At 72.6% G+C, this 20,520-nt stretch carries 18 protein-coding genes; 5 read left to right on the top strand and 13 right to left on the bottom strand.

Features of this window, described 5'->3' with window-relative positions; translation table 11 throughout:
* Positions 1 to 10 precede the first annotated feature (10 nt).
* The 3 genes from QCD66_RS04830 to QCD66_RS04820 all read right to left on the bottom strand — a co-directional run bounded on the left by QCD66_RS04830 (position 11) and on the right by QCD66_RS04820 (position 4,731).
* The gene (locus QCD66_RS04830; RefSeq protein ID WP_375736207.1) at positions 11 to 1,333 is read right to left on the bottom strand and encodes an FAD-dependent oxidoreductase; all 1,323 of its coding nucleotides are present in this window, start codon (positions 1,331 to 1,333) and stop codon (positions 11 to 13) included.
* Positions 1,334 to 1,491: 158 nt separating this feature from the next.
* Entirely contained in the window at positions 1,492 to 2,505 is a 1,014-nt protein-coding gene (locus QCD66_RS04825; RefSeq protein WP_375736206.1) for a hypothetical protein, read from the bottom strand.
* 165 nt (positions 2,506 to 2,670) lie between these two features.
* On the bottom strand, positions 2,671 to 4,731 hold the full coding sequence (locus tag QCD66_RS04820) for a prolyl oligopeptidase family protein (protein WP_375736205.1): 2,061 nt from the start codon (positions 4,729 to 4,731) through the stop codon (positions 2,671 to 2,673).
* Between the two features lie 130 nt (positions 4,732 to 4,861).
* Between QCD66_RS04820 and QCD66_RS04815 the strand changes: the two genes are divergently transcribed.
* Entirely contained in the window at positions 4,862 to 5,074 is a 213-nt protein-coding gene (locus QCD66_RS04815; protein ID WP_375736204.1) for a type II toxin-antitoxin system VapB family antitoxin, read from the top strand.
* Between the two features lie 240 nt (positions 5,075 to 5,314).
* Here QCD66_RS04815 and QCD66_RS04810 read toward each other — a convergent pair whose 3' ends face one another.
* The 5 genes from QCD66_RS04810 to QCD66_RS04790 are packed head-to-tail and all read right to left on the bottom strand — an operon-like array spanning position 5,315 to position 10,721.
* Entirely contained in the window at positions 5,315 to 6,715 is a 1,401-nt protein-coding gene (locus tag QCD66_RS04810) for an NAD(P)/FAD-dependent oxidoreductase (RefSeq protein WP_375736203.1), read from the bottom strand.
* Entirely contained in the window at positions 6,712 to 7,518 is an 807-nt protein-coding gene (locus tag QCD66_RS04805) for an ABC transporter permease (protein WP_364215987.1), read from the bottom strand. The genes QCD66_RS04810 and QCD66_RS04805 overlap by 4 nt, the downstream gene beginning before the upstream one ends.
* Positions 7,515 to 8,366: an ABC transporter permease gene (locus QCD66_RS04800; RefSeq protein WP_364215984.1), complete on the bottom strand. Its 852-nt coding sequence runs from the start codon at positions 8,364 to 8,366 to the stop codon at positions 7,515 to 7,517. Before QCD66_RS04800 ends, QCD66_RS04805 begins: the two co-directional genes overlap by 4 nt.
* Entirely contained in the window at positions 8,363 to 9,493 is a 1,131-nt protein-coding gene (locus QCD66_RS04795) for an ABC transporter ATP-binding protein (RefSeq protein WP_375736202.1), read from the bottom strand. Before QCD66_RS04795 ends, QCD66_RS04800 begins: the two co-directional genes overlap by 4 nt.
* Positions 9,494 to 9,497: 4 nt before the next feature.
* On the bottom strand, positions 9,498 to 10,721 hold the full coding sequence (locus QCD66_RS04790) for a spermidine/putrescine ABC transporter substrate-binding protein (RefSeq protein WP_375736201.1): 1,224 nt from the start codon (positions 10,719 to 10,721) through the stop codon (positions 9,498 to 9,500).
* A 206-nt stretch (positions 10,722 to 10,927) separates the two neighbouring features.
* On the opposite strand from QCD66_RS04790, the gene QCD66_RS04785 reads away from it, so the two are divergent.
* Entirely contained in the window at positions 10,928 to 11,434 is a 507-nt protein-coding gene (locus QCD66_RS04785) for an Lrp/AsnC family transcriptional regulator (RefSeq protein ID WP_375736200.1), read from the top strand.
* 28 nt (positions 11,435 to 11,462) lie between these two features.
* On the opposite strand, the gene QCD66_RS04780 is transcribed toward QCD66_RS04785, so the two are convergent.
* The gene (locus QCD66_RS04780) at positions 11,463 to 11,822 is read right to left on the bottom strand and encodes a DUF3499 domain-containing protein (protein ID WP_357533791.1); all 360 of its coding nucleotides are present in this window, start codon (positions 11,820 to 11,822) and stop codon (positions 11,463 to 11,465) included.
* Between the two features lie 288 nt (positions 11,823 to 12,110).
* Between QCD66_RS04780 and QCD66_RS04775 the strand changes: the two genes are divergently transcribed.
* Complete coding sequence (locus QCD66_RS04775; protein WP_357533793.1) at positions 12,111 to 12,560, top strand: metallopeptidase family protein; 450 nt, start codon at positions 12,111 to 12,113, stop codon at positions 12,558 to 12,560.
* Between the two features lie 131 nt (positions 12,561 to 12,691).
* Here QCD66_RS04775 and QCD66_RS04770 read toward each other — a convergent pair whose 3' ends face one another.
* The 3 genes from QCD66_RS04770 to QCD66_RS04760 all read right to left on the bottom strand — a co-directional run bounded on the left by QCD66_RS04770 (position 12,692) and on the right by QCD66_RS04760 (position 17,224).
* Positions 12,692 to 12,949, bottom strand: a complete 258-nt coding sequence (locus tag QCD66_RS04770; RefSeq protein ID WP_212822629.1) for a WhiB family transcriptional regulator — start codon at positions 12,947 to 12,949, stop codon at positions 12,692 to 12,694.
* A 458-nt stretch (positions 12,950 to 13,407) separates the two neighbouring features.
* Positions 13,408 to 15,921, bottom strand: coding sequence for a bifunctional FO biosynthesis protein CofGH (locus QCD66_RS04765; RefSeq protein WP_407567017.1), 2,514 nt, complete (start codon positions 15,919 to 15,921; stop codon positions 13,408 to 13,410).
* Positions 15,914 to 17,224: a hypothetical protein gene (locus QCD66_RS04760; RefSeq protein WP_407567016.1), complete on the bottom strand. Its 1,311-nt coding sequence runs from the start codon at positions 17,222 to 17,224 to the stop codon at positions 15,914 to 15,916. Before QCD66_RS04760 ends, QCD66_RS04765 begins: the two co-directional genes overlap by 8 nt.
* 97 nt (positions 17,225 to 17,321) lie before the next feature.
* Between QCD66_RS04760 and cofD the strand changes: the two genes are divergently transcribed.
* Both cofD and QCD66_RS04750 read left to right on the top strand, forming a co-directional pair.
* Entirely contained in the window at positions 17,322 to 18,269 is a 948-nt protein-coding gene (gene cofD / locus QCD66_RS04755) for a 2-phospho-L-lactate transferase (RefSeq protein WP_357533797.1), read from the top strand.
* Positions 18,266 to 19,369: a coenzyme F420-0:L-glutamate ligase gene (locus QCD66_RS04750; RefSeq protein ID WP_407567015.1), complete on the top strand. Its 1,104-nt coding sequence runs from the start codon at positions 18,266 to 18,268 to the stop codon at positions 19,367 to 19,369. Before cofD ends, QCD66_RS04750 begins: the two co-directional genes overlap by 4 nt.
* 97 nt (positions 19,370 to 19,466) lie before the next feature.
* On the opposite strand, the gene QCD66_RS04745 is transcribed toward QCD66_RS04750, so the two are convergent.
* Positions 19,467 to 20,477, bottom strand: coding sequence for a winged helix-turn-helix domain-containing protein (locus tag QCD66_RS04745; protein ID WP_375736640.1), 1,011 nt, complete (start codon positions 20,475 to 20,477; stop codon positions 19,467 to 19,469).
* Positions 20,478 to 20,520 lie beyond the last annotated feature (43 nt).

Below are 20,520 nucleotides of genomic sequence, written 5' to 3'. Positions count from 1 at the left end.
GGCCGGTGCGTCAGCGCGCTGCCCGGCCGCCGAGCAGGACCCGGGCGGCGAGGTCGGGGCGTATCAGCGACCGGGGCGGCGCGATCAGGTTGAGCACCCGGGCGAACGCCTCGGTCAGGGTCGCGTCGCGGCGGGCGGCCGCCTGGAGCCGGCGCAGGTAGGCGTTCACGAACCGGATCGTGCGGGTGCGCTCCCCCGGTACGCCCGGATGCGCCAGGTCCGAGCCGGTCACGATCTCCCACGGTACGTCGATGATCGGCGCGACGGCCCGGAAGAACGCCGGGGCCGTGACGCCGTCCGCCGCCATCCGCAGCAGGGTGGCGGCCTCCATCGCGGAGACGCTCATCCCCTGCGCGTACTGGGGATTGAAGCTGCAGATCGCGTCGCCGATCACGAGCAGGCCGGCCGGGAAGCGGTCCAGGCGCTCGTAGCGGCGACGGACGCTGGCCGGGAACCGGAAGGTCGCCGGGTCGTCGAGCGGCTCGGCCGCCCCGAGGATCCCGTCGAACTCCGGTGCCCGCAGGGTCCGCGCGAAGGCGAGGAACCCGTCGAGGTCGGCGGGCGCGGCGTCGCCGAGGATGCCGAAGACGGTGGCGACGGCCCGGCCCTGCTCGACGACCTGGAGGACGCCGCCGCGCGGGTTCGTCACCGACGGCGCCACGATGACGGTGTGGTTGCCGCCGAGGCCGTCCGGCGCCATCTTGAACCTGCGGGTCGTGTAGCTGAGGTTGATCTCGAGCCGCTCCTCCGGCGGTGCCGCGTAGCCCATTTCGGTGAGCCAGCGCGGGGTGCGCGAGCCGCGTCCGGTCGCGTCGACCACCAGGTCGACGGGAACGATTTCCTCGCCGGACCCGCCGGACCGCCGGTGGATGCGCGCCCCGGTGACCGCCCCGTCCGCCGAGTCGAGTCCGGCGACGTCACAGCCGTCGAGCACCTTCAGGTTCGCGGTGTCGAGCACCCGGGTCCGGACGTAGCTCTCCAGGTAGGGCCGGCTCACCGCCAGGCCGAGTTCGCCGATGGTGCCCTGCCGCAGTGGATGCCCGTCGGCGTAGAGCCGGATGCCGCCGCACATGTCGCCGGCCGGCACGCCCGCCTCGACGAGGTCGGCGGTGGCACCGGGCAGCAGTGCCTCGATCGCCCGCAGCCCGCCGACGAGCAGACCGTGCGCGTGCCGCCCGTGCGGTACGCCGGTCCGCGGTGTGGTCGAGGTGCCGGCCGGCAGCGGGTCCCGCTCGACGAGCACCACCTCGCGGTAGCTGCCGGCGAGTGCGCGGGCGGCGAGCAGGCCGGCCACGCTCCCGCCGAGTACGACGGCACGGTCCTTTGTGGCCATCCCACCCTCCCCAAGGTCAAGTGGACCGTAGGGCGGGCTCCCGGCACGGTCAACGAGCCCTGTGCGCCGATGCGGCATTCGGCGTGCTGTGTGCGTTGTGGCGCCCGTCGTGGGAATGGGCGCCGCCCGGCGGCTCGCCGGGCGGCGCGGTGTCCGGGCTAGGCCCAGGGTGCGGTCGGGTACCAGGGGATGATCTCGCGCCGGGCGAGCAGGCGGACGTCCCAGTAGAGGAAGGTGAAGGCGCCGGCGACGATGAACGCGACGGCGGTGATGACGGTGAGGCGGCGCGGGTTGGCGGCCAGCCACCGCTGGAGCCGGTTGCCGGTGAAGTTGGCGATGATCAGGAAGAGGATCGCCATCACCAGGATGTTGCCGATCGACTGGAGGCTGAACGCGGCGGCGCCGTAGAGCGGATTTCCGCTTTCGGCGGCGTCGCGGAACATCTGCCGGAAGAGCGGGAACGGCCGGCCGATCAGGAACGCGCCGATCAGGATGCCCATGAAGACCATCGGGGCGTTCGGGAATCGCTTGGAGATCTTGGCGAACGGGTCGCGGACCAGCCCCAGCGACGCCAATCCGAGATACAACATGACCAGGCCGATGATGCCGTAGACGACCATCGACTGGATGCTGCGCGGGGAAAGGCTGCCGGGCTGGTTGGCCGCCTGCGAGAACTGTGGCATCGAGGTGCCGACGAGCCCGACGATCACGCCGTACACCGATGACACGGCGAGCATTCCGACCGACACCCAGCCGAGCGGCTTGAGGGTGTGCACGATGCGGCTCCACCGACTGCCGCCACTGCCCAACAACGGGGCCATCGCACCGAAGGTGGCGATGTTACAGGCGGTGAACGTGCCGGCCAGCCCGGAAACAAAGGCGAAAAGAATCCCGGCGGCGATGCCGGCGATCGGGGTTTCCTTGGCGTCGTGGCCGAGCAGGGTGTTGGCGACGTTGTCACCGATGGTGGAGTCGACGAAGTGGGCCGACCAGACCACCGTCAGCAGGAAGCCGGCCAGCACACTGAGGCCGATGATCAATCCGCGTCGGCGCGGGAAATGACCGTTGACGAATGGTGACGTCGCTTTCGGCTCGGACGCGGCGTCGACGGATGGCGCGGAGATCGTTTCCGGTGCGGCGCGCAGCAGTTCACCAGGGGGCGGTTTGACCACGGATTTCTCCTGACCTGGATCGCAGGAAGAGGGATTGGTGGCCAGATGATAGGCAGAGAAAGGCAGGCAAAAGCCGACCGTTGATTGATTTCTGTCAACCTAAGATGCCGCGTTGATCAATTCAATTGATCTCGCCGCGGTCACCCGCTGGATGACGGCGGCGACCTACCGCACGTCGAGGGCGGCCCGCTCCGGCTGGTGGGGCACCGACCCGGCCGGCCCGGACAGCTTGCGCCACAGGAACTCGTACGTCAGCGCCGACATGAACGCCGCCTGCTCGTTGTCGGCCGCGCCGCCGTGCCCGCCCTCGATGTTCTCGTAGTACGACACGTCGTAGCCGAACTCGGCCAGCCGGGCCGCCATCTTGCGGGCGTGACCGGGGTGCACCCGGTCGTCGCGGGTCGAGGTGGTCAGCAGCACCGGCGGGTACGGCTGCCCGGGGCGCACGTTCTGGTAGGGCGAGTATTCGCGCAGGAACGCCCAGTCGTCGGGGTTTTCGGGGTCGCCGTACTCGGCCACCCAGGACGCGCCCGCCAGCAGCAGGTGGTAGCGGCGCATGTCGAGCAGCGGCACCTGCACGACGATCGCGCCGAACAGTTCCGGGTAACGGGTCAGCATGACGCCCATGAGCAGGCCGCCGTTGCTGCCGCCCTTGGTGCCGAGCCGGGCCGGCTCGGTGATGCCACGGGTCACGAGGTCGGTGGCGACGGCGGCGAAGTCCTCGTACGCCCGCGGCCGGCGCTCACGCAGCGCGGCGTGGTGCCACCGCGGACCGTACTCGCCGCCGCCGCGGATGTTGGCGACCACGTACGTGCCGCCCCGGGCCAGCCAGCCCCGGCCGGCGACCGCGTCGTATGCGGGCGTACGGGCGATCTCGAATCCGCCGTACCCGGTCAGCAGGGTGGGTCCGGGCGACGCGTCCGGGTCGCCGACCACGAAGTAGGGGACCCGGGTGCCGTCGGCGGAGGTGGCGAAGAACTGCCGGACGGTCAGCCGGTCGGTGTCGAAGTACGCCGGTTCCCGCTTGACCGGTTCGACGGCGCCGCCGACCGTGCCGACGCGCAGCGTGTCGGGTTGCAGGAACCCCTCCGACGTCGTCACGTAGTAGTCGTCGTGGTCGGGCTCGGTGTCCAGGATTCCACTGTGGTCCATCGCCGGGCCGCCGGGCAGCGGCTCCCGCCGCCAGCCGTCCGGGCCGGGCGTCAGCACCAGCAGTTCGGTCCGTACGTCGCGCAGCACCACCAGGAGCAGGTGGTTGCGGGTCCACGCGTATTCGCTGACCGACGTTCGCGCGTCCGGCACGAAGAGCACCGTAAGGTCCCGCCCACCGGCAAGGAACTCGTCGAACGTGGTGACCAGCAGCGCACCCGCCGGATGCGTCACGTCGCCGACGGTCCAGTCCGAGCGCGGCCGGACCAGCAGCCATTCCCGGTGCACGTCCCAGTCGGCGTCGTCGGGTACGTCGACCCGGCGCAGCGTCCCGTCGGCGGCCAGCAGGTGGCTCTCGCTGCGGAAGAAGTCGATACGGCGGCTGACGAAGTCGCGTACGAACCCCGGCGTCGGGTCGTGACTGGCGTGCACCGCCACGTCCTCGACCCTTCCCTCGAAGACGGTCGGCGCCTGCGCCAGCGGGGTGCCCCGGCGCCACCGCCGGACGACCCGGGGATAGCCGGACGCGGTGAGTGAGCCGGGCCCGAGGTCGGTGCCGACGTAGATGTGGTTGACGTCGATCCAGCCGACGTCCGTCTTCGCCTCGGGCAGGGTGAACCCGTCGGCGACGAAGGCCAGGTCGACCAGGTCGAATTCGCGTACGACGGTGGCGTCCGCGCCGCCCCGGGACAGGCTGACCAGGCAGCGGCGGTGGTCGGGGCGCAGCACGGCCGCCCCGGCCCAGACCCAGTTCTCGCCCTCGTCGGCGGCGAGCGTGTCGATGTCGAGCAGGACCTGCCAGTCCGGTTCGGGCCGGCGGTAGTCGTCGAGGGTGGTCCGCCGCCACAGGCCGCGGGGGTGGGCGGCGTCCCGCCAGAAGTTGTAGACGTGGTCGCCGCGGCGGGTGACGTAGGGGATGCGGTCGTCGGCGTCGAGCACCTGCCGGATCTCGGCCTTCAGGTCGTCGAACGTGCCGCCGGTGGCGAGCCGCGCGACGGCCTCGGCGTTGCGCTCACGCACCCAGGTGCCGGCGTCGGCGCCGTCGACGTCTTCGAGCCACAGGTATTCGTCACCCATCCGGGCAATGATTCCCGACGCCCGCGCCGGACGGAAGCCGGGATACCCGGATCAACGACGGCGGCCGACCGCCATGAACCAAGATCACGCATTCTTGACAAACCTCGCAGGACGATGGGAGGAGCCGCACATGTCCAGAACGATCCTCGATGTCGATGACGAACTGTTGGCAGTGGCTGCCAGGATCTTCGGCACCACGACCAAGACGGCCACCGTCAACGCTGCCCTCCGGGCCGCGGTCGACCGAGAGAAGCGTCGGCGGTTCGCCGACTGGCTGAAGGACGGTGGCCCACCCGATCTGACCGGCTGTCTCTCCTCCACTACGACGGCGACTTCGACATGATCGCCGCGCTGACCGGACGCTCCTATGGTGCGTCAACCGGCCGCCGCCCCGTGCCCTTCGTGACGTGGCGGTGCGTGGTGATCGTTAGTTGTTCCGCCGTTGTCCGAACGGCGTGTCGAACTGCTGGGCAGCAGATGATCACAGGTGCCCCGACGGTTTGCCGACCGCATGGGTGGCCCCCGGCACGGCCGACCGACCGGCGGCTGCCGACTGACCGACGGCTGCTGACTGACCGACGGGTCAGGAGTCGAAGCCCAGGCCCAGGCGGTCGAGGGTGCGCAGCCAGGCGTCGCGGCGGCCCTCGTTCGCGTCGGCGCGGGCCATCGAGCGGCGGGTCAACTGGATCACGGCGGAACGCAGCGGCTCGGGCGGGAACGGGACCGGCCGGTCGCGGACGAGGGCGAGCCGGGTCAGTTCGGTGTCGGCGCCGGCGAGCAGGTCGAGCATGACCCGGGCACCGAAGCGGGTGGCACCGACGCCGAGGCCGGTGAATCCGGCGCTGTAGGCGAGGCGGCCGTCGTACGCGGTGCCGTGGAAGGCACAGAACCGGGTACAGGTGTCGATGACGCCGCCCCAGGTGTGGCTGAACCGTACGCCGTCGAGCTGCGGGAAGGTGGCCCGGAAGTGTTCGGCCAGCCGGACGAAGGTGGCGGTCCGGTGTTCCAGCGCGGGCGTCATCCGGCCACCGGCGTGGTAGACGGCGTCGTAGCCGCCGAACAGGATGCGGTCGTCGGCGGTGCGCCGGTAGTAGTGGAACTGGTTGGCGGCGTCGGAGATGCCCTGCCGGTTGTGCCAGCCGACGGCGGCGAGTTGGGCCGGGGTCAACGGCTCGGTCATCAGCGCGTAGTCGTAGACCGGCACGAGGTAGTGCCGTAGCCGGCGCAGCAGCGGCGGGAAGGCGTTGGTGGCCAGCGCCACCCGGTCGGCGCGCAACCGCCCGTGCGGCGTACGCAGGCAGAGCGCGGCCCGGTCGCGGTGCAGGCCGGTGACCCGGGTGTGTTCGTGGACGCGTACGCCGAGGTCGAGGCAGACCCGGCGCAGTCCCCAGGCGAGCCGGGCCGGGTCGAGCATCGCGACCCCGTCGGTGTCCCAGAACCCGCCGAGGTAGGTGGGCGAGTCGACCTCGGCGCGCAGCGCGTCGCGGTCGAGCAGAATGCCGGGGTGACCGAGCCGGGCGGCGAGGGCGGCGTCGTCGGCGATCCCGGCGAGCTGGTACGGCTCGACGGCGACGGTGAGTTCGCCGGTGCGCCGGAAGTCGCAGTCGATGCCGTACCGGTCGACGGTCGCCCCGATGTCGTCGAGGTTGGCGCGGCCGAGCCGTTCGAGGGTGACGATCTCGTCGGGGAAGAGGGCGGCGCCGTTCGCGGAGCCGTGGGTCAGCGAGGCGGCGCAGAATCCGCCGTTGCGTCCGGAGGCGGCCCAGCCGCAGGTGCCGGCCTCCAGGACGACGACGTCGCGGCCGGGGTCGGCCTGTTTGGCGAGCAGGGCGGTCCACAGGCCGCTGTAGCCGCCGCCGACGACGGCCAGGTCGGCGCTGTCGGTGCCGGTCAGGGGTGGCAGCGGGTCGGGGCGTTCCGGCCGGTCGAGCCAGTAGGGCCGGTGGACGGCGTCGGCGAGGGCGCGCCGGGCGGCGGCTGTCACCGGGCACCGCCGGGCCGGGGTCGCCGGCGCGGTACGGCGGTGCCGAGCACGAAGAGCACGGCGATCGCGAACATGGCGGTGCCGACGACGTTGACCTGGGGCGGGATGCCGCGCTGGGCGGCGCCCCAGACGTACATCGGAAAGGTGACGGTGCTGCCGGAGTTGAAGTTGGTGATGATGAAGTCGTCGAACGACAGCGAGAAGGCCAGCAGCGCGGCGGCCACGATGCCGGGCGCGGCGAGCGGCAGCGTGATCCGGCGGAAGGTCTGCCACGGGCCGGCGTAGAGGTCCATCGCCGCCTCCTCCAGTCGGCTGTCCATTCCGGACAGTCGGGCTTTGACGGTGACCACGACGAACGATACGCAGAACATCACGTGGGCGACGACGACGGTCCAGAAGCCGAGCGGCACCCGGCCGGCGACGAAGAGCGTCAGCAGCGACGAGCCGAGGACCACCTCGGGGGTCGCCATCGGCAGCAGCACCAGCAGGCTGACCGCCGGCCGGGCGCGGAACCGGTGCCGGGCCAGGGCGAACGCCATCAGGGTGCCGAGCACGGTCGCGCCCAGCGTGGCGACCAGCCCGATCTGGGCGCTGCGCCACACGGCCGCGCACAGTTCGGCGTTGGCGCACGGGTTCGCCCAGTTGTCGACGGTGAACTCGTGGAAGTCGTACGACAGCCGCGACGAGGGCCGGTTGAACGACAGCGCGGCGACGACGCCGACCGGCAGCAGCAGGTAGCCGAGCACCATCAGCCCGACGGCGGTCACCCAGTGGGCGGCGAGCCACCGCGCCGGCCGGTTCACCACACCTCCCCGGCCCGGCCCCGGCGCAGGCCGGCGACGACGAGCGCGAGCACCATCGCCATCAGCAGGAACGACAGCGCGGCGGCCTGCGGATAGTCGAGCCGGACCAGGAACGCCGAGTCGATCGCGTTGCCGACCAGGTATTCGTTGGGGCTGCCGAGCAGCCGGGCGTTGACGTAGTCGCCGCTGGCCGGGATGAAGAAGAGCAGGATGCCGGCGGTCAGGCCGGGTGCCGACAGCGGCAGGGTGACGGTGACGAAGGTCCGCAGCCGGCCGGCGTAGAGGTCGCGGGCCGCCTCCAGCAGCCGCCCGTCGAGCCGTTCGAGGCTGGCGTACAGCGGCAGCACCAGGAACGGCAGGAAGTTGTACGTCAGGCCGAGCACGACCGCGACCGGGGTGGCCAGCAGCCGGCCGTCCGGCTCCAGCAGGTGCAGGTCGCGCAGCACGCCGACCAGCCAGCCGTTGTCCGACAGGATCGTCTTCCAGGCCAGGGTGCGGACCAGGAAGCTGGTGAACATCGGGGCGACCACGCAGACCAGGAGCAGGTTCTTCCAGCGGCCGGCCCGGCGGGCCATCGCGTACGCCAGCGGATAGCCGAGCAGCAGGGCGATCGCGGTGGCGATGCCGGCGTAGAGCAGCGACCGGCCGAAGTGGCCGCCGTACGCCCGCAGGGCCGCCGGGTAGTTGCCGAACGACCAGGTCATGTCGTAGCCGTCGGCGACCGAGCCGGCCGGGTCGTAGAGGCTGGTCGCGGCGAGTTGGCCGGCGGGCGCGACGAAGAACAGCGCCAGCCACAGCCCGCCGGGCAGGACCAGCAGGTACGGCAGCAGCCGCCGGCTCGTCTTCACGGGTGGGTGCCGGCCGGCCCGGGTCCGGTGTCGCCGGGCACCAGGAAGGCGTGGGCGGGGTTCCAGTGCGCCACCACGGCGGCCCCGGTTCCGGCCCCGACGGCCGGGTCACCGGTCCCGTACGCGGCGAACGCCGTCAGTTCGGCGCCCCACGGGGTGCGTACCAGGTGGCGGGTGCCGAGCCCGACGTACGACGAGTCGGTGACCACGCCGGTGACGTGCTGGTGGCCGGCCGGGACGTCGGCGCCGGCGGGGGCCAGGTGCAGCCGTTCGGGGCGTACGCCGAGCAGGACCGGGCCGGCGGTGGACCGGGACCGGCCGGCGGGCACCGAGAACCGCGAGCCGTACGCCTCGACCAGCAGCTCGCCGCCGGCCCGGCCGGTCACGCGGCCGGCGAGGAGGTTGGCCTGGCCGAGGAAGTTGGCCACGAACGCGGTGGCCGGCAGTTCGTAGAGGTCGGCCGGGGCACCGAGCTGCTCGACCCGGCCGGCGTTGAGCACCGCGACCGTGTCGGCCAGCGTCATCGCCTCCTCCTGGTCGTGGGTGACGTGCACGAAGGTGGCGCCGACGCCGGTCTGGATGCGTTTGAGCTCGATCTGCATCTGCCGGCGCAGCTTCAGGTCGAGTGCGCTGAGCGGCTCGTCGAGCAGCAGCACGCGGGGTTCGTTGACCAGCGCCCGGGCGAGCGCGACCCGCTGCTGCTGCCCGCCGGAGAGTTCGGCGGGCCGGCGCCGCTCGAACCCGTCGAGCCGGACCATCGCGAGCATCCGCGCGACCCGGCCGGCCACGTCGGCCATCCCCCGGCGACGCAGGCCGAACGCGATGTTGTCGAAGACGTCCAGGTGCGGAAAGAGCGCGTAGCTCTGGAACACGGTGTTGACCGGCCGCTGGTACGGCCGCAGGTCGGTGACATCGCGGCCGGCGAGGAACACCCGGCCGGCGGTGGGCTGTTCGAGACCGGCGACGATGCGCAGTGTGGTGCTCTTGCCGCAGCCGGACGGGCCGAGCAGCGCGAAGAACGATCCCTGCGCGACGGTCAGGTCGAGGGCGTCGACGGCGGCGACGGCGCCGAACCGCTTGGTGACGCCGACCAGTCGCAGCTCGCCGGCAGGCTCCTTTTCGGCCATCCGGTCACGCCCCGATGACCTGCTGGAACTTCGTTTCGTACGCCCGCTCCTGCTCGTCGGTGAGGGCCATGAACACCTTCGTACCGGCCAGCGTCGCGTCGTCGGGGAAGATCAGCGGGTGGTCGGCGAGCGTCGGGTCGATCCGCTCCATCTCGGCCCGCGCGCCCTCGACGGGGCAGATGTAGTTGACGTACGCGGCGAGCTGGGCGGCGACGGCGGGCTCGTAGTAGTGGTTGATCAGCTCTTCGGCGTTGGCCTTGTGGGTGGCCCGGTTGGGCACCTGGAGGTTGTCGGAGTAGAGCATCGCGCCGGATTCGGGGGCGACGAAGCGGATCCGGTCGTCGGTGGCCGCGAGCTGGATGATGTCGCCGGACCAGCCGATGCAGGCGGCGATGTCGCCGCGGGCCAGTTCGGGTGCGTAGTCGTTGCCGGTGAACCGGCGGATCTGGCCGTCGGCGACCGCCCGGCGCAGCCGCTCCAGCGCGTCATCGAACTGCGCGTCGGTGAAGTCGGCAGGGTCGTGTCCGGCCGACTGGAGCAGCAGTCCCATCGTGTCGCGCATCTCGGTCAGCGCGGTCACCCGGCCCTTCAGGTCGGGCCGGGTGAGCAGTTCGTCGACGGTCCGCACCTCGCCGGTCACGGCGCCGTTGTAGGCGAGCCCGGCGAGTCCGGACTGCCACGGTACGGCGAGTTCGCCGGTGGGGTCGAAGGGCCGGTCACGCAGCGAGGCGAGCAGGTTGCGCTCGACGTTGGGCAGCCGGGAGCGGTCGAGTTTCTGCACCCAGCCGAGCCGGATCAGGCGGGCCGACATCCAGTCGGTGAGCACGATGAGGTCGCGGTCGATGGGCTGGCAGGCGGCGAGTTGGGCCTGCACCTTGCCGAAGAACTCGTTGTTGTCGTTGATGTCCTCGGTGTAGGTGACCCGGATGCCGGTCCGGTCGACGAACGCGTCGAGGGTGGGCCGCCGGTCGGGGTCGGTGTCGTCGACGTCGAGGTACTGGATCCAGTTGGAGAAGTGCAGCCACCGTTCGGTGTCCGACAGGTCGTCGCTGGCGCAGCTCTCCCCGGTCTGCCGCGCTCCCTCGGTGCCGCAGCCGGCGACCCCGCCCGCGACGGCCAGCACGCCGGCGCCGAACGCACCGCGCATGATGGAGCGGCGGGACAGGCGGTGCGCGGACAGCAGTGCGGCGACCGCGGGCGCCGGCGGGGAGGGGAAGCTGTTGTGCATGGTGACGGCTCCTGCGGCGGTCGGATCCGCTGGTGGTGGATCCAGGCGGTCGTCGATGGGGTGTCGCCAACTACTGATCTTGGCATGCAATAGGGTATGACACAAGGGATTTCGTTGCATATCTTGGTTTTTGCCACGAAATACACCTTCGACACTTGACACCGGGTGGGCACGCACTCGCGCCCCACGGCAGACAGGGGGAACGGATGGTCGCGCGACAACTTGACGACCGCCGCACCACCGGGAACGGACGACGGGTCGCGGTCCGCGAAAGTACCGACAACGCGCCCGTCGACGAGGTGGCGAGACAGATCATCGAACAACTACAGGAGGACGGCCGGCGGGCGTACGCCACGATCGGCAGGGCGGTCGGGCTCTCCGAGGCGGCCGTACGCCAGCGGGTGCAGCGGCTGCTCGACGCCGGGGTGATCCAGATCGTGGCGGTGACCGACCCGCTACGCCTCGGCTTCCCCCGCCAGGCGATGGTCGGCCTGCGCACCTCAGGCGACCTGGAACGGGTGGCCGACCGGCTGGCCGAACTCGACGAGATCAGTCACGTGGCCATCACGGCCGGCTCGTTCGACCTGCTGGCCGAGGTGGTCTGCCGTGACGACGACCACCTGCTGGAGATCCTGCGACGGCTCCGGACGGCCGACGGCGTCGTGTCGACCGAGGCGTTCGTCTACCTGAAGCCACCCCATCCGCCGCGCTGACCGGGCAGCGGTCGCGCCGTCGGTGGGCTCAGTGGGTGGGCGGGATGACCCGCAGATGGCCGCGCCGGCCGACCTGCGGCCCCTGCCCGTCGTCGGGCTCTTCGGTGCGCTGCACCGGACGGGCCGCCTCGCGCACCGCCTCAGCCAGTGCGACCAGGTCGTCGGTGGTCGGCGGCGGCGGCTCGAACTCGCCCTCGTGCCGGACGACGTCCCAGCCCCGCGGGGCGGTCAGACTGCGGGCGTGCTGCTCGCACAGGTCGTAGGTGTGCGGCTCGGCGAAGGCGGCGAGCGGCCCGACCACCGCCGTCGACTCGGTGTAGACATAGGTCAGCGTGGCGACGGCCTGTCGGGGGCAGCCGTTGCGGGAGCAACGCCGTGGTGACCTCACGGCGGGCACGTTATCTCTCTTACCGGGTTTCCCGCTCCTGTTACCGCCGCGACACGCCGATGATCCGTAGATCACGATCTGACGACGCGCCACGGCCGGCGCCGTCCGCCGTTCGGCCGGGCGGTCACGGGACTACCCTGGCGACGTGAACATGGGGATGGGGGGCGGTCCGGCGTGCCGGCCGGACCAGGACAGGACCGACCGCCGGAGGGTGGGCCGGCACGACCGGGCGGCACCACACCGGGTACGGGTCGCCGGCGCCGGACCCGCGTACGGCGGGGGGCCGAGGTGACCGTCCCGCAGCACCGGCGCCCCGGTCCGGGCCGCCGTTCCCGGCGCGACCGGCACGGGCGCGGCCTGCGCGGGCGACTCGTGCCCGCGACCGTGCCGCTGTCGCGGACCAAGGCCGAGATCTTCGACGACCTGGTGCTCGACACGGTGGAGACCCTGGAGCGCCGCTTCGCCAAGGAACTGGCCGGCGTCGAGTTCGCCGTCGAGGACGTGCCGCCGGACCTCAACGTCTACGACTCCGACGTGCTGGAGGACGGCGAGGTGCCGCTCGCCCGGCTGCTTCCGGGCCGGCCCGGCCGGCAGGAGGTGCCGCCGCGGATCGTGCTCTACCGGCGGCCGCTGGAGTTCCGCGCGATGGACCGGGAGGACCTCGCCGACCTGGTGCACGACGTGATCATCGAGCAGGTCGCCAACCTGCTCGGCGTCGATCCGGACGAGTTGGCCTGAGCGGCCCCGGCGGGGCGCTCCGTCGTGCCGGACCCGCCGGATCGGGCCGGCGGCGGGTGGCCGGACCGGGCGGCCCCCACCGCCCGGCCGTCAGCCGGTGTTTCGTGGTCCGCTGGGCGGACCGGAACGGATCAGGCGACCCGACGCTTGAGCTTGCGCCGTTCGCGCTCGGACAGGCCGCCCCAGATGCCGAACCGTTCGTCGTGGCCCAGCGCGAACTCCAGGCATTCGGTCTGGACCTCGCAGCGCGAGCAGATGCGCTTCGCCTCGCGGGTGGATCCGCCCTTCTCAGGGAAGAACGCCTCGGGGTCGGTCTGCGAGCACAGCGCCCGCTCCTGCCACTCCGGCGCATCTCCGAGCAGGTCGGCTACTTCTAGCCGGCCGTCCATGCATGCCTCCTTATCGCGCGCCAGCAGCGGTGCCGGCGCAACCCCCCACGCGGAAGGCGTGTCTATTGCCCCGAACGGTGGCTTTTCATGCCCTCCGTTCGGACAACCCCAACCGAAATTACACGCGTGTAATGCGTGCGTCGTCAAGCCGAACCTGATAAATGGGGTCGCTTTTTCGCCGTGTCCTGACGGCCCCTCCGAGCCGCCTCGCTGCCCTATCGATCCAGCCCCCGGACGGGTAACGCCCGTATCGGCGAGTCGCCCGGAGAAATCGGCGTGCCGCGTTGATTGTGGCCGTAACCAGGCGGTTCCGCACGACGAATGGCAATATCGACGACGGGCAGCCCGTCACGCCGCCCGGCTTCGCGGCCGGGCCGCTCTGAGCTGCCCGATCGACCCGCCACCCGGTGGCGCCGGCGGCCGGCGACCGGGCCGCGCGGCCCGCCGGCCGGGCCGGCTCAGCGGGTCCGGCCGTACGCCGTGGTGCGCTCGCGCGCCGGCCGGCCGGCCGCCTCGGCCATCGCGTGCAGTTGTGCGACCGTACGAGCCGAACCGTTGTCGGATCCCGCCATGCGGGAAATTGTCTCCTCCATCAGGGTGCCGCCGAGATCGTTGCAACCGCCCCGGAGCATCGCGACCGTGCCCTCGTCGCCGAGTTTCACCCACGAACACTGGATGTTGTCGATCCGGCCGTGCAACAGCAGTCGGGCCATCGCGTGGACGATCCGGTTCTCCCGCCAGGTCGGGCCGGGCCGGGCGATTCCGGCCAGATAGATCGGCGCGTTGGTGTGCACGAACGGCAACGCCACGAATTCGGTGAACCCGCCGGTGCGGTCCTGGACCCCGGCCAGCACCCGGAAGTGCCCGAGCCACTGCCGGGGGTGATCGACGTGGCCGTACATCATGGTCGAACTGGACCGGATGCCGAGCTGGTGCGCGGTCGTGACGACCTCGACCCAGGTGGCGGCCGGCAGCTTGCCCTTGGTGAGCACCCAGCGCACCTCGTCGTCGAGGATCTCGGCGGCGGTGCCCGGAATGGTGTCCAGACCGGCTTCCCGCAGCATCGTCAGCCAGTCCCGGATGGACAGTCCGCCCTTGGCGGCGGCGGTGACGATCTCCATCGGCGAGAACGCGTGCACGTGCATCCCCGGCACCCGGGCCTTGACCGCCCGCACGATGTCCGCGTACGTGGTGACCGGCAGCTTTGGGTCGATGCCGCCCTGCATGCAGACCTCGGTCGCGCCCGCCCGCCACGCCTCCTCGGCCCGGTCGGCGACCTGCTCGACGGAGAGCCGGAACGCGTCGGCGTCACGTTCCCGCTGGGCGAAGGCACAGAACCGGCAGCCGACGTAACAGACGTTGGTGAAGTTGATGTTGCGGTTGACGATGTAGGTGACGTCGTCGCCGACGGCGTCCCGGCGTACGTCGTCCGCGATCCGGCACACCTCGTCGAGTGCCGTGCCCTCGGCGCCGAAGAGCGCCATGGCCGCCGCCTCGTTCGCCGGTTCGAGCAGGGCCGCCGGGTCGTCGGCGGCCAGCTTCAGTCCAGCGAGCAGGTCGGCCGGGGTACGCGCCGGAGCACCACCCGGCGTCACCTGGGCGGCGACCTCGGTCCAGTCGCCGTACACGCTGTCGAAGTCACCGCGCCGGTCGCCGGTGCGACCGGTGGTGTCGATCGTCGCGTGCAGGTCGGTGCGACCGCCGGGGACGAACGAGTCCTCCGGCTCCTGCCACGGCCGGCCGACCGGACGGGCCTCCTCGTCCGCCAGGCCGGTCGCCGGCTCGGCCAGCGCCGCCACGTGCGGCCCCAGGCGCGGGTCGAGCCAGGGGTCGCCCCGCCGCAGGTATTCGGGGTAGATGGTGAGCCGTTCGCGCAGCGTGAAGCCGGCGGCGGCGCTGTGCTTGGCCAGCTCGTCGATCTGCGGCCAGGGCCGCTCCGGGTTGACGTGGTCCGGGGTCACCGGCGACACCCCGCCCCAGTCGTCGATGCCGGCCCGCAGCAGCAGCTCGTATTCGCCGGCGATCAGGTTGGGCGGGGCCTGGATCCGGGCCTTCGGGCCGAGCAGGACCCGGGCGACCGCCACGGTGGCGGCCAGGTCGTGCAGTTCGGCGTCCGGCATGCCGCGCATCGCCGTGTCCGGCTTGGCGCGGAAGTTCTGCACGATGACTTCCTGGATGTGGCCGTACTCGCGGGCCGCCCGGCGGATCGCGAAGATCGAATCGATCCGCTCGGCCCGGTTCTCCCCGATGCCGATCAGGATGCCGGTGGTGAACGGCACCGCCACCCGGCCGGCGTCGTCGAGCACCCGCAGCCGGACCGCGGGCTCCTTGTCGGGCGAGCCGTAGTGCGGGCCGCCGGGCTCCGCCCACAGCCGGGTCGCGGTCGTCTCCAGCATCATGCCCATGCTCGGCGCCACCGGCTTGAGCCGCTGCAGCTCGGCCCATGAGAGCACGCCGGGGTTGAGGTGCGGCAGCAGGCCGGTCTCCTCCAGCACCGCGATCGCGCAGGCGCGTACGTAGTCCAGCGTCGAGTCGTAGCCGCGCTCGTCGAGCCACCGCCGCGCCGCCGGCCAGCGCTCCTCCGGCCGGTCGCCGAGCGTGAACAGCGCCTCCTTGCAGCCCTGGGCGGCGCCGTCGCGGGCGATCGCCAGCACCTCGTCACGGTCGAGGAAGGCCGCCGGCAGCCGGTGCGGAACGGTCGCGAACGTGCAGTAGTGGCACCGGTCCCGGCAGAGCCGGGTGAGCGGGATGAACACCTTTCTGGAGTACGTCACCACACCCGGCCGGCCGGCTTCGCGCAGTCCGGCGTCGCGGATGCCCGAGGCGATCGCGAGCAGCCGGTCAAGGTGCTCACCGCGCGCGGCGAGCAGATCGGCGGCCTCAGCCGGGTCGAGGGCCTGCCCGTCGGCGGCCCGCCGGAGCGCGCGGCGCAGGCTGGCCTCGGTCGGTCGGGGGTCGGTGCTGTCAACCACGTGTGCAGCCTAGGCCGTGCCACCTGCCGCGGTCGGTGGTAGCGGTCACACACGCCGCGAGGACGCCCCCGGCGGGAGCGCCCTCGCGGTCACCTGGGCCGTCGGCCCCGCGGTTCAGGGCTGGTAACGCTGCGTCGGCTCGTCGCCCACCGCGGCGGCCGGCGGTGGCGAACCGGCCGACGGCTGCTGGCTGGCCGGATTGATCAGTTGGGTGCGCTGGCTCAGGTCGTCCTCGCCGGTGGCGACCGCCTGGGTCGACTCGGCACCGGCGTCCCCCTTGGTCAGGCTGGGTCCGGCCGGCTGGCCGGGCACCGCCGGGGCGGACGGCGGCGCCGAGGTCGGCGCGTACGGCGACGGCGCGGCCGGGGGTGCCGGCATCGTGTACGGCCCGGCGACGACCTGCGTCGGGTCCTCGCCCGGCGGGGCGGGCGCCGGGGTGAATCCGGCCGGCCCGGCCGGCGGCGCGGACGCCGCGCGGTCCCGAGGCGGGTGGCGCCGACGCGGGCGGGGCCGAGGCCGGCGCGGGCGGGGCGGAGGCGGGCCCGGCCGGGAACGCGCCCGACTGGGCACCCGTCTGGTCCTGCGGTGCCCACTGCTGGCCGTACGCCCCCGGCGGGTAGGCGGCCGGCTGCTGCCCGGTCGGCTGGCCGTAGCCCGGCTGCGGCGGGTAGCCGGGCTGCGCCGGGTAGCCCGGCTGGGCGGGGTAACCGGGCTGCTGGCCCTGCGGGTAGCCCGGCTGCTGGCCGTACTGCGGCGGGTAACCGCCCTGCTGCGGGTAGCCGGGCTGGCCGTACAGGCCGGGCTGCGGCTTGGGCTTGGCGACGTAGAACAGCTTCTGCCACACCTTGAACACCACCAGCGCGGCCACGGCGAGCAGCGCCAGGTAGGCGAAGCGGGCGAGCAGGCCGGTCAGCACGTCCCGGAACCGGCCGTCGATGAAACCGCCGGCCAGGAAGGAGAACAGGGTGACGACCCCGAACAGCGCCGAGGCGGCGTATTCGGCCAGGGCGCCGATCGTGATCAGCTTGGCCCGGCCGGTGACCGGCTCGATGTGGGTCACCAGCAGCACCGCCAGCAGCGGCAGGACGATCTGCTCCAGCCCGGCGAAGTCGAAGAACGTGCTGCCGGCCCGGGTGGCGAAGCTGCTGCTGGTGGAGTAGGGCACCAACAGGTTGATGAGGCCGACGAAGAGCAGGATGGCGTTCGCGCCGAGAAGCACCGCCGCGACGAGTTCGCGCAGTGGCTTGGTTATCTGGCTGGCCGGCGCCTTTTCTGCGGGCGCGGGCTCGGGTTGGCTGCTCAAGGGCTCCCCCTGATGCGGTGACGGAAGGCTGCGCACGTGAGCCTAGTCGCACAACCCACGCGGTGAACGGGTACGCGGGTGAGCGAGGATGGGCTGCATGCACATCGTGGTTCTCGCCGGAGGCATCGGCGGTGCCCGTTTCCTGGCCGGCGTACGCGCCCATGCCAGGACGACCGGCGCCGATGTGACCGCCATCGTCAACGTCGCCGACGACGTCGTGCTGCACGGCCTGCGGATCTCGCCCGACCTCGACAGCGTCATGTACACCCTCGGCGGCGGCGCCGATCCCGAGCGGGGCTGGGGCCGGGCCGGGGAAACCTGGGCGATCAAGGGCGAGCTGGCGGCGTACGGCGCCGAGCCGACCTGGTTCGGCCTGGGTGACAAGGACGTCGCCACCCATCTGGTCCGGACCACGATGCTCAACGCGGGGTATCCACTGTCGGCGGTGACCGAGGCTTTGTGCGCGCGCTGGCAGCCCGGCGTACGGCTGCTGCCGGCCACCGACGACCGGCTGGAGACGCACGTGGTCGTCGCCGACGACACCGGCCAGCGGGCGATCCACTTCCAGGAGTGGTGGATCCGTCACCGGGGCGACATCCCGACCCGCCGTTTCGTCTTCGTCGGCGCCGACGTGGCCAAGCCGGCGGCCGGGGTGCTCGACGCACTGTCCACGGCGGACGTGGTGCTGGTGGCGCCGAGCAACCCGGTGGTCAGCATCGCGCCGATCCTCGCGGTGTCGGCGCTGCGCGAGGCGCTCACCGCCGGGACGGCGCCGGTGGTCGGCGTCTCCCCCGTGATCGGCGGGGCGCCGGTGCGGGGCATGGCCGACCGGTGCCTGGCGGTGCTGGGGGTCGAGTGCACGGCGGCGGGTGTCGGCGGTCTGCTCGGCGCGCGCAGCGCGGGCGGCGTGCTCGACGGCTGGCTGGTCGACAGCACCGACGCCGGCACGGAGGTGCCCGGGGTGACGGTCGGTGCCGCCCCCCTTTGGATGACGGACGAGGCGGCGACCGCCGCGATGGTACGAGCCGCGCTGGAGCTGGCATGAAACTCGAGATCCTGCCGGTGCTCGGCCTCGGCGACATCACACCCGGTGACGACCTCGCGGCGTTGATCGCCCGGGCCGCGCCCTGGCTGCGCGACGGTGACGTACTCGTCGTCACCAGCAAGATCATTTCTAAGGCCGAGGGGCGGCTGGTCGACGTACCGGTCGACGGGCCGGAGCGCGAGACGGCGCGCGAGGAGGTGCTGACCGCCGAGACCGCCCGGGTCGTGGCCCGGCGCGGTCCGACCCGGATCGTGCAGACCCACCACGGGTTCGTGATGGCCGCCGCCGGCATCGACGCGTCCAATGTGGATGCCAGCCGGCTCGTGCTGCTGCCGAAGGACCCCGACGCCTCCGCCCGGTCGCTGCGCGCGGCGCTGCGCGAGCGGCACGACGTCGACGTCGCCGTGGTCGTCTCCGACACGATGGGCCGGCCGTGGCGCAACGGGCTGACCGACGTCGCCCTCGGTGCCGCCGGCATCGGCCCGATCCGCGACCACCGCGGCGAGACCGACCCGTACGGCAACGAACTGCAACTGACCCAGATGGCCGTGGTCGACGAGCTGGCCGGTGCCGGCGAACTCGTCAAGGGCAAGTGCGACCAGGTGCCGGTCGCGGTCGTGCGCGGCTACCTGCGTACCCCCGAGGCGGCCGACGGCCCCGGCGCCGCCGCGCTGGTCCGCGACGCCGAACTCGACCTGTTCTCGCTCGGCACGGCCGAGGCCCGGGCGGCGGGGCTGCGGGCCGCGGCGACGCTCCCCGACGGCCCGGCGGCGGTGGCGCCGGGCGACCCGGCCGCGCCGGTCGACCGGGCGGCGGTGGACCGGGCGGTCGCGGTGGTCGCCGGGGTGGTGGCGCCCGGAACCGAGTTCCGGGTCGCGGCGGCGACCGCCGAGATCACCGCCGGCGCCGGGTGGCCGGCGGCGGCGGGCGCGGTCGTGACCGGTCACCTGCCGGCGGGCCCGGACGCGACGGCCGTGCTGCGACTCGGCGCCGATCTGCACCGGCTGCGTGCGGCGCTCGCCGCCGAGGGGGTTGCGTCGACCCTGCTCGTGCCGCCGGCCCCGACGGCCGACGGCGGCCTCGCCCTGCTCGCCCTGTGACCCCCGTCGGCGACCGCTGAAGATCGCCGTGATCAGGGGCCGCGTACGTCGGCACGTCGACGACACGCGCGACGCGGTCCCTGATCACGCGGATCTTTCAGTGGCCGTTCAGGACGGCCCGGCCGAGCGGGGTGAGGGTGTGCAGGACGGTGTTGCGGTCGCGGTGGCTGACCAGCAGGCCGGCCTCGCGCAGCACGCTCGCGTGCTGGCTCGCCGCGGCCGGTGAGATGCCCAGCCGGCGGGCCACCTCACCGGTCGAGCAGCCGTCGTGCACCGCCGCCAGCACCGCCGCCCGGGTGTGTCCGAGCAGGGCGCCCAACGCCCCCCGTCCGTCCGGCCGCCCGGGGACCGTACCGCCCTCGCCGGAACCGGGCAGGATCCCGCCGAGACGGTCGACCGGATAGACCAGGACCGGCGGCAGGTCGGGGTCGAGCAACCCCACCGGGGTACGGGCGCAGAAGAACGACGGCACCAGCAACAGTCCCCTGCCGTTGAGGTGCAGGTCGCGGTCGGCGGGATAGTCGGGCACCTCCAGCACCCCACCGTCCCAGCGCATCGTCGGCCGGTAGCTGGCCAGCAGCCCCTCCGCCCCGCCGTCGAGCAGTGCCCGGGCCCGGCGGGCGCGGTCGGCCTCGACGGCGGTCTGGACCCGGGCCCGGTACGGCGTGACGGCCAGCCCGTCGTAGCGCCGCATCGTGGCGATCAGGTGGTGCAGGGCGTCGGTGTCGCCACCGGCCACGCCGGCCGTACCGGGCGGCAGTTCGCCCTCGGCGGCGAGCCGGTTCAGGTCCCGGTCGAGCTGGGCGACGGGAGTCGAACGGATCGCGTCGAGGCCGGCCTCGATCCCGCCCACACTCGCGTACGGGGTGAGGAAGTCGGGGAAGTAACCACGCGGCGGGTTGAGCGCGAACAGCAACTGGAACGTGCCCCGCGCCTCCTGGCGCAGGACCCGGGCGACCTCGCCGCGCCACCCGGCGACGACCGGGTCGCGGGTCCGGGTCTGGAACAGGTGGACACTCAGGATCAGCTCCCAGAGCGGGTCGGCGGCGGGCGCGACCCGGGTCCGGGCGATGTCGTCGCCGGAGAAGTGGATCCGCAGCACGGGCACGCTCCCACCGGGTGCCCGACCTCGGGGGCGGCGGGCATCGGCT

Origin of the sequence: Polymorphospora sp. A560, assembly GCF_045781765.1 — a bacterium.
Taxonomy (GTDB): domain Bacteria; phylum Actinomycetota; class Actinomycetes; order Mycobacteriales; family Micromonosporaceae; genus Polymorphospora; species Polymorphospora lycopeni.
The sequence above is the reverse complement of the archived record's forward strand: the minus strand, read 5'-3'. Positions and strand labels throughout refer to the sequence as shown.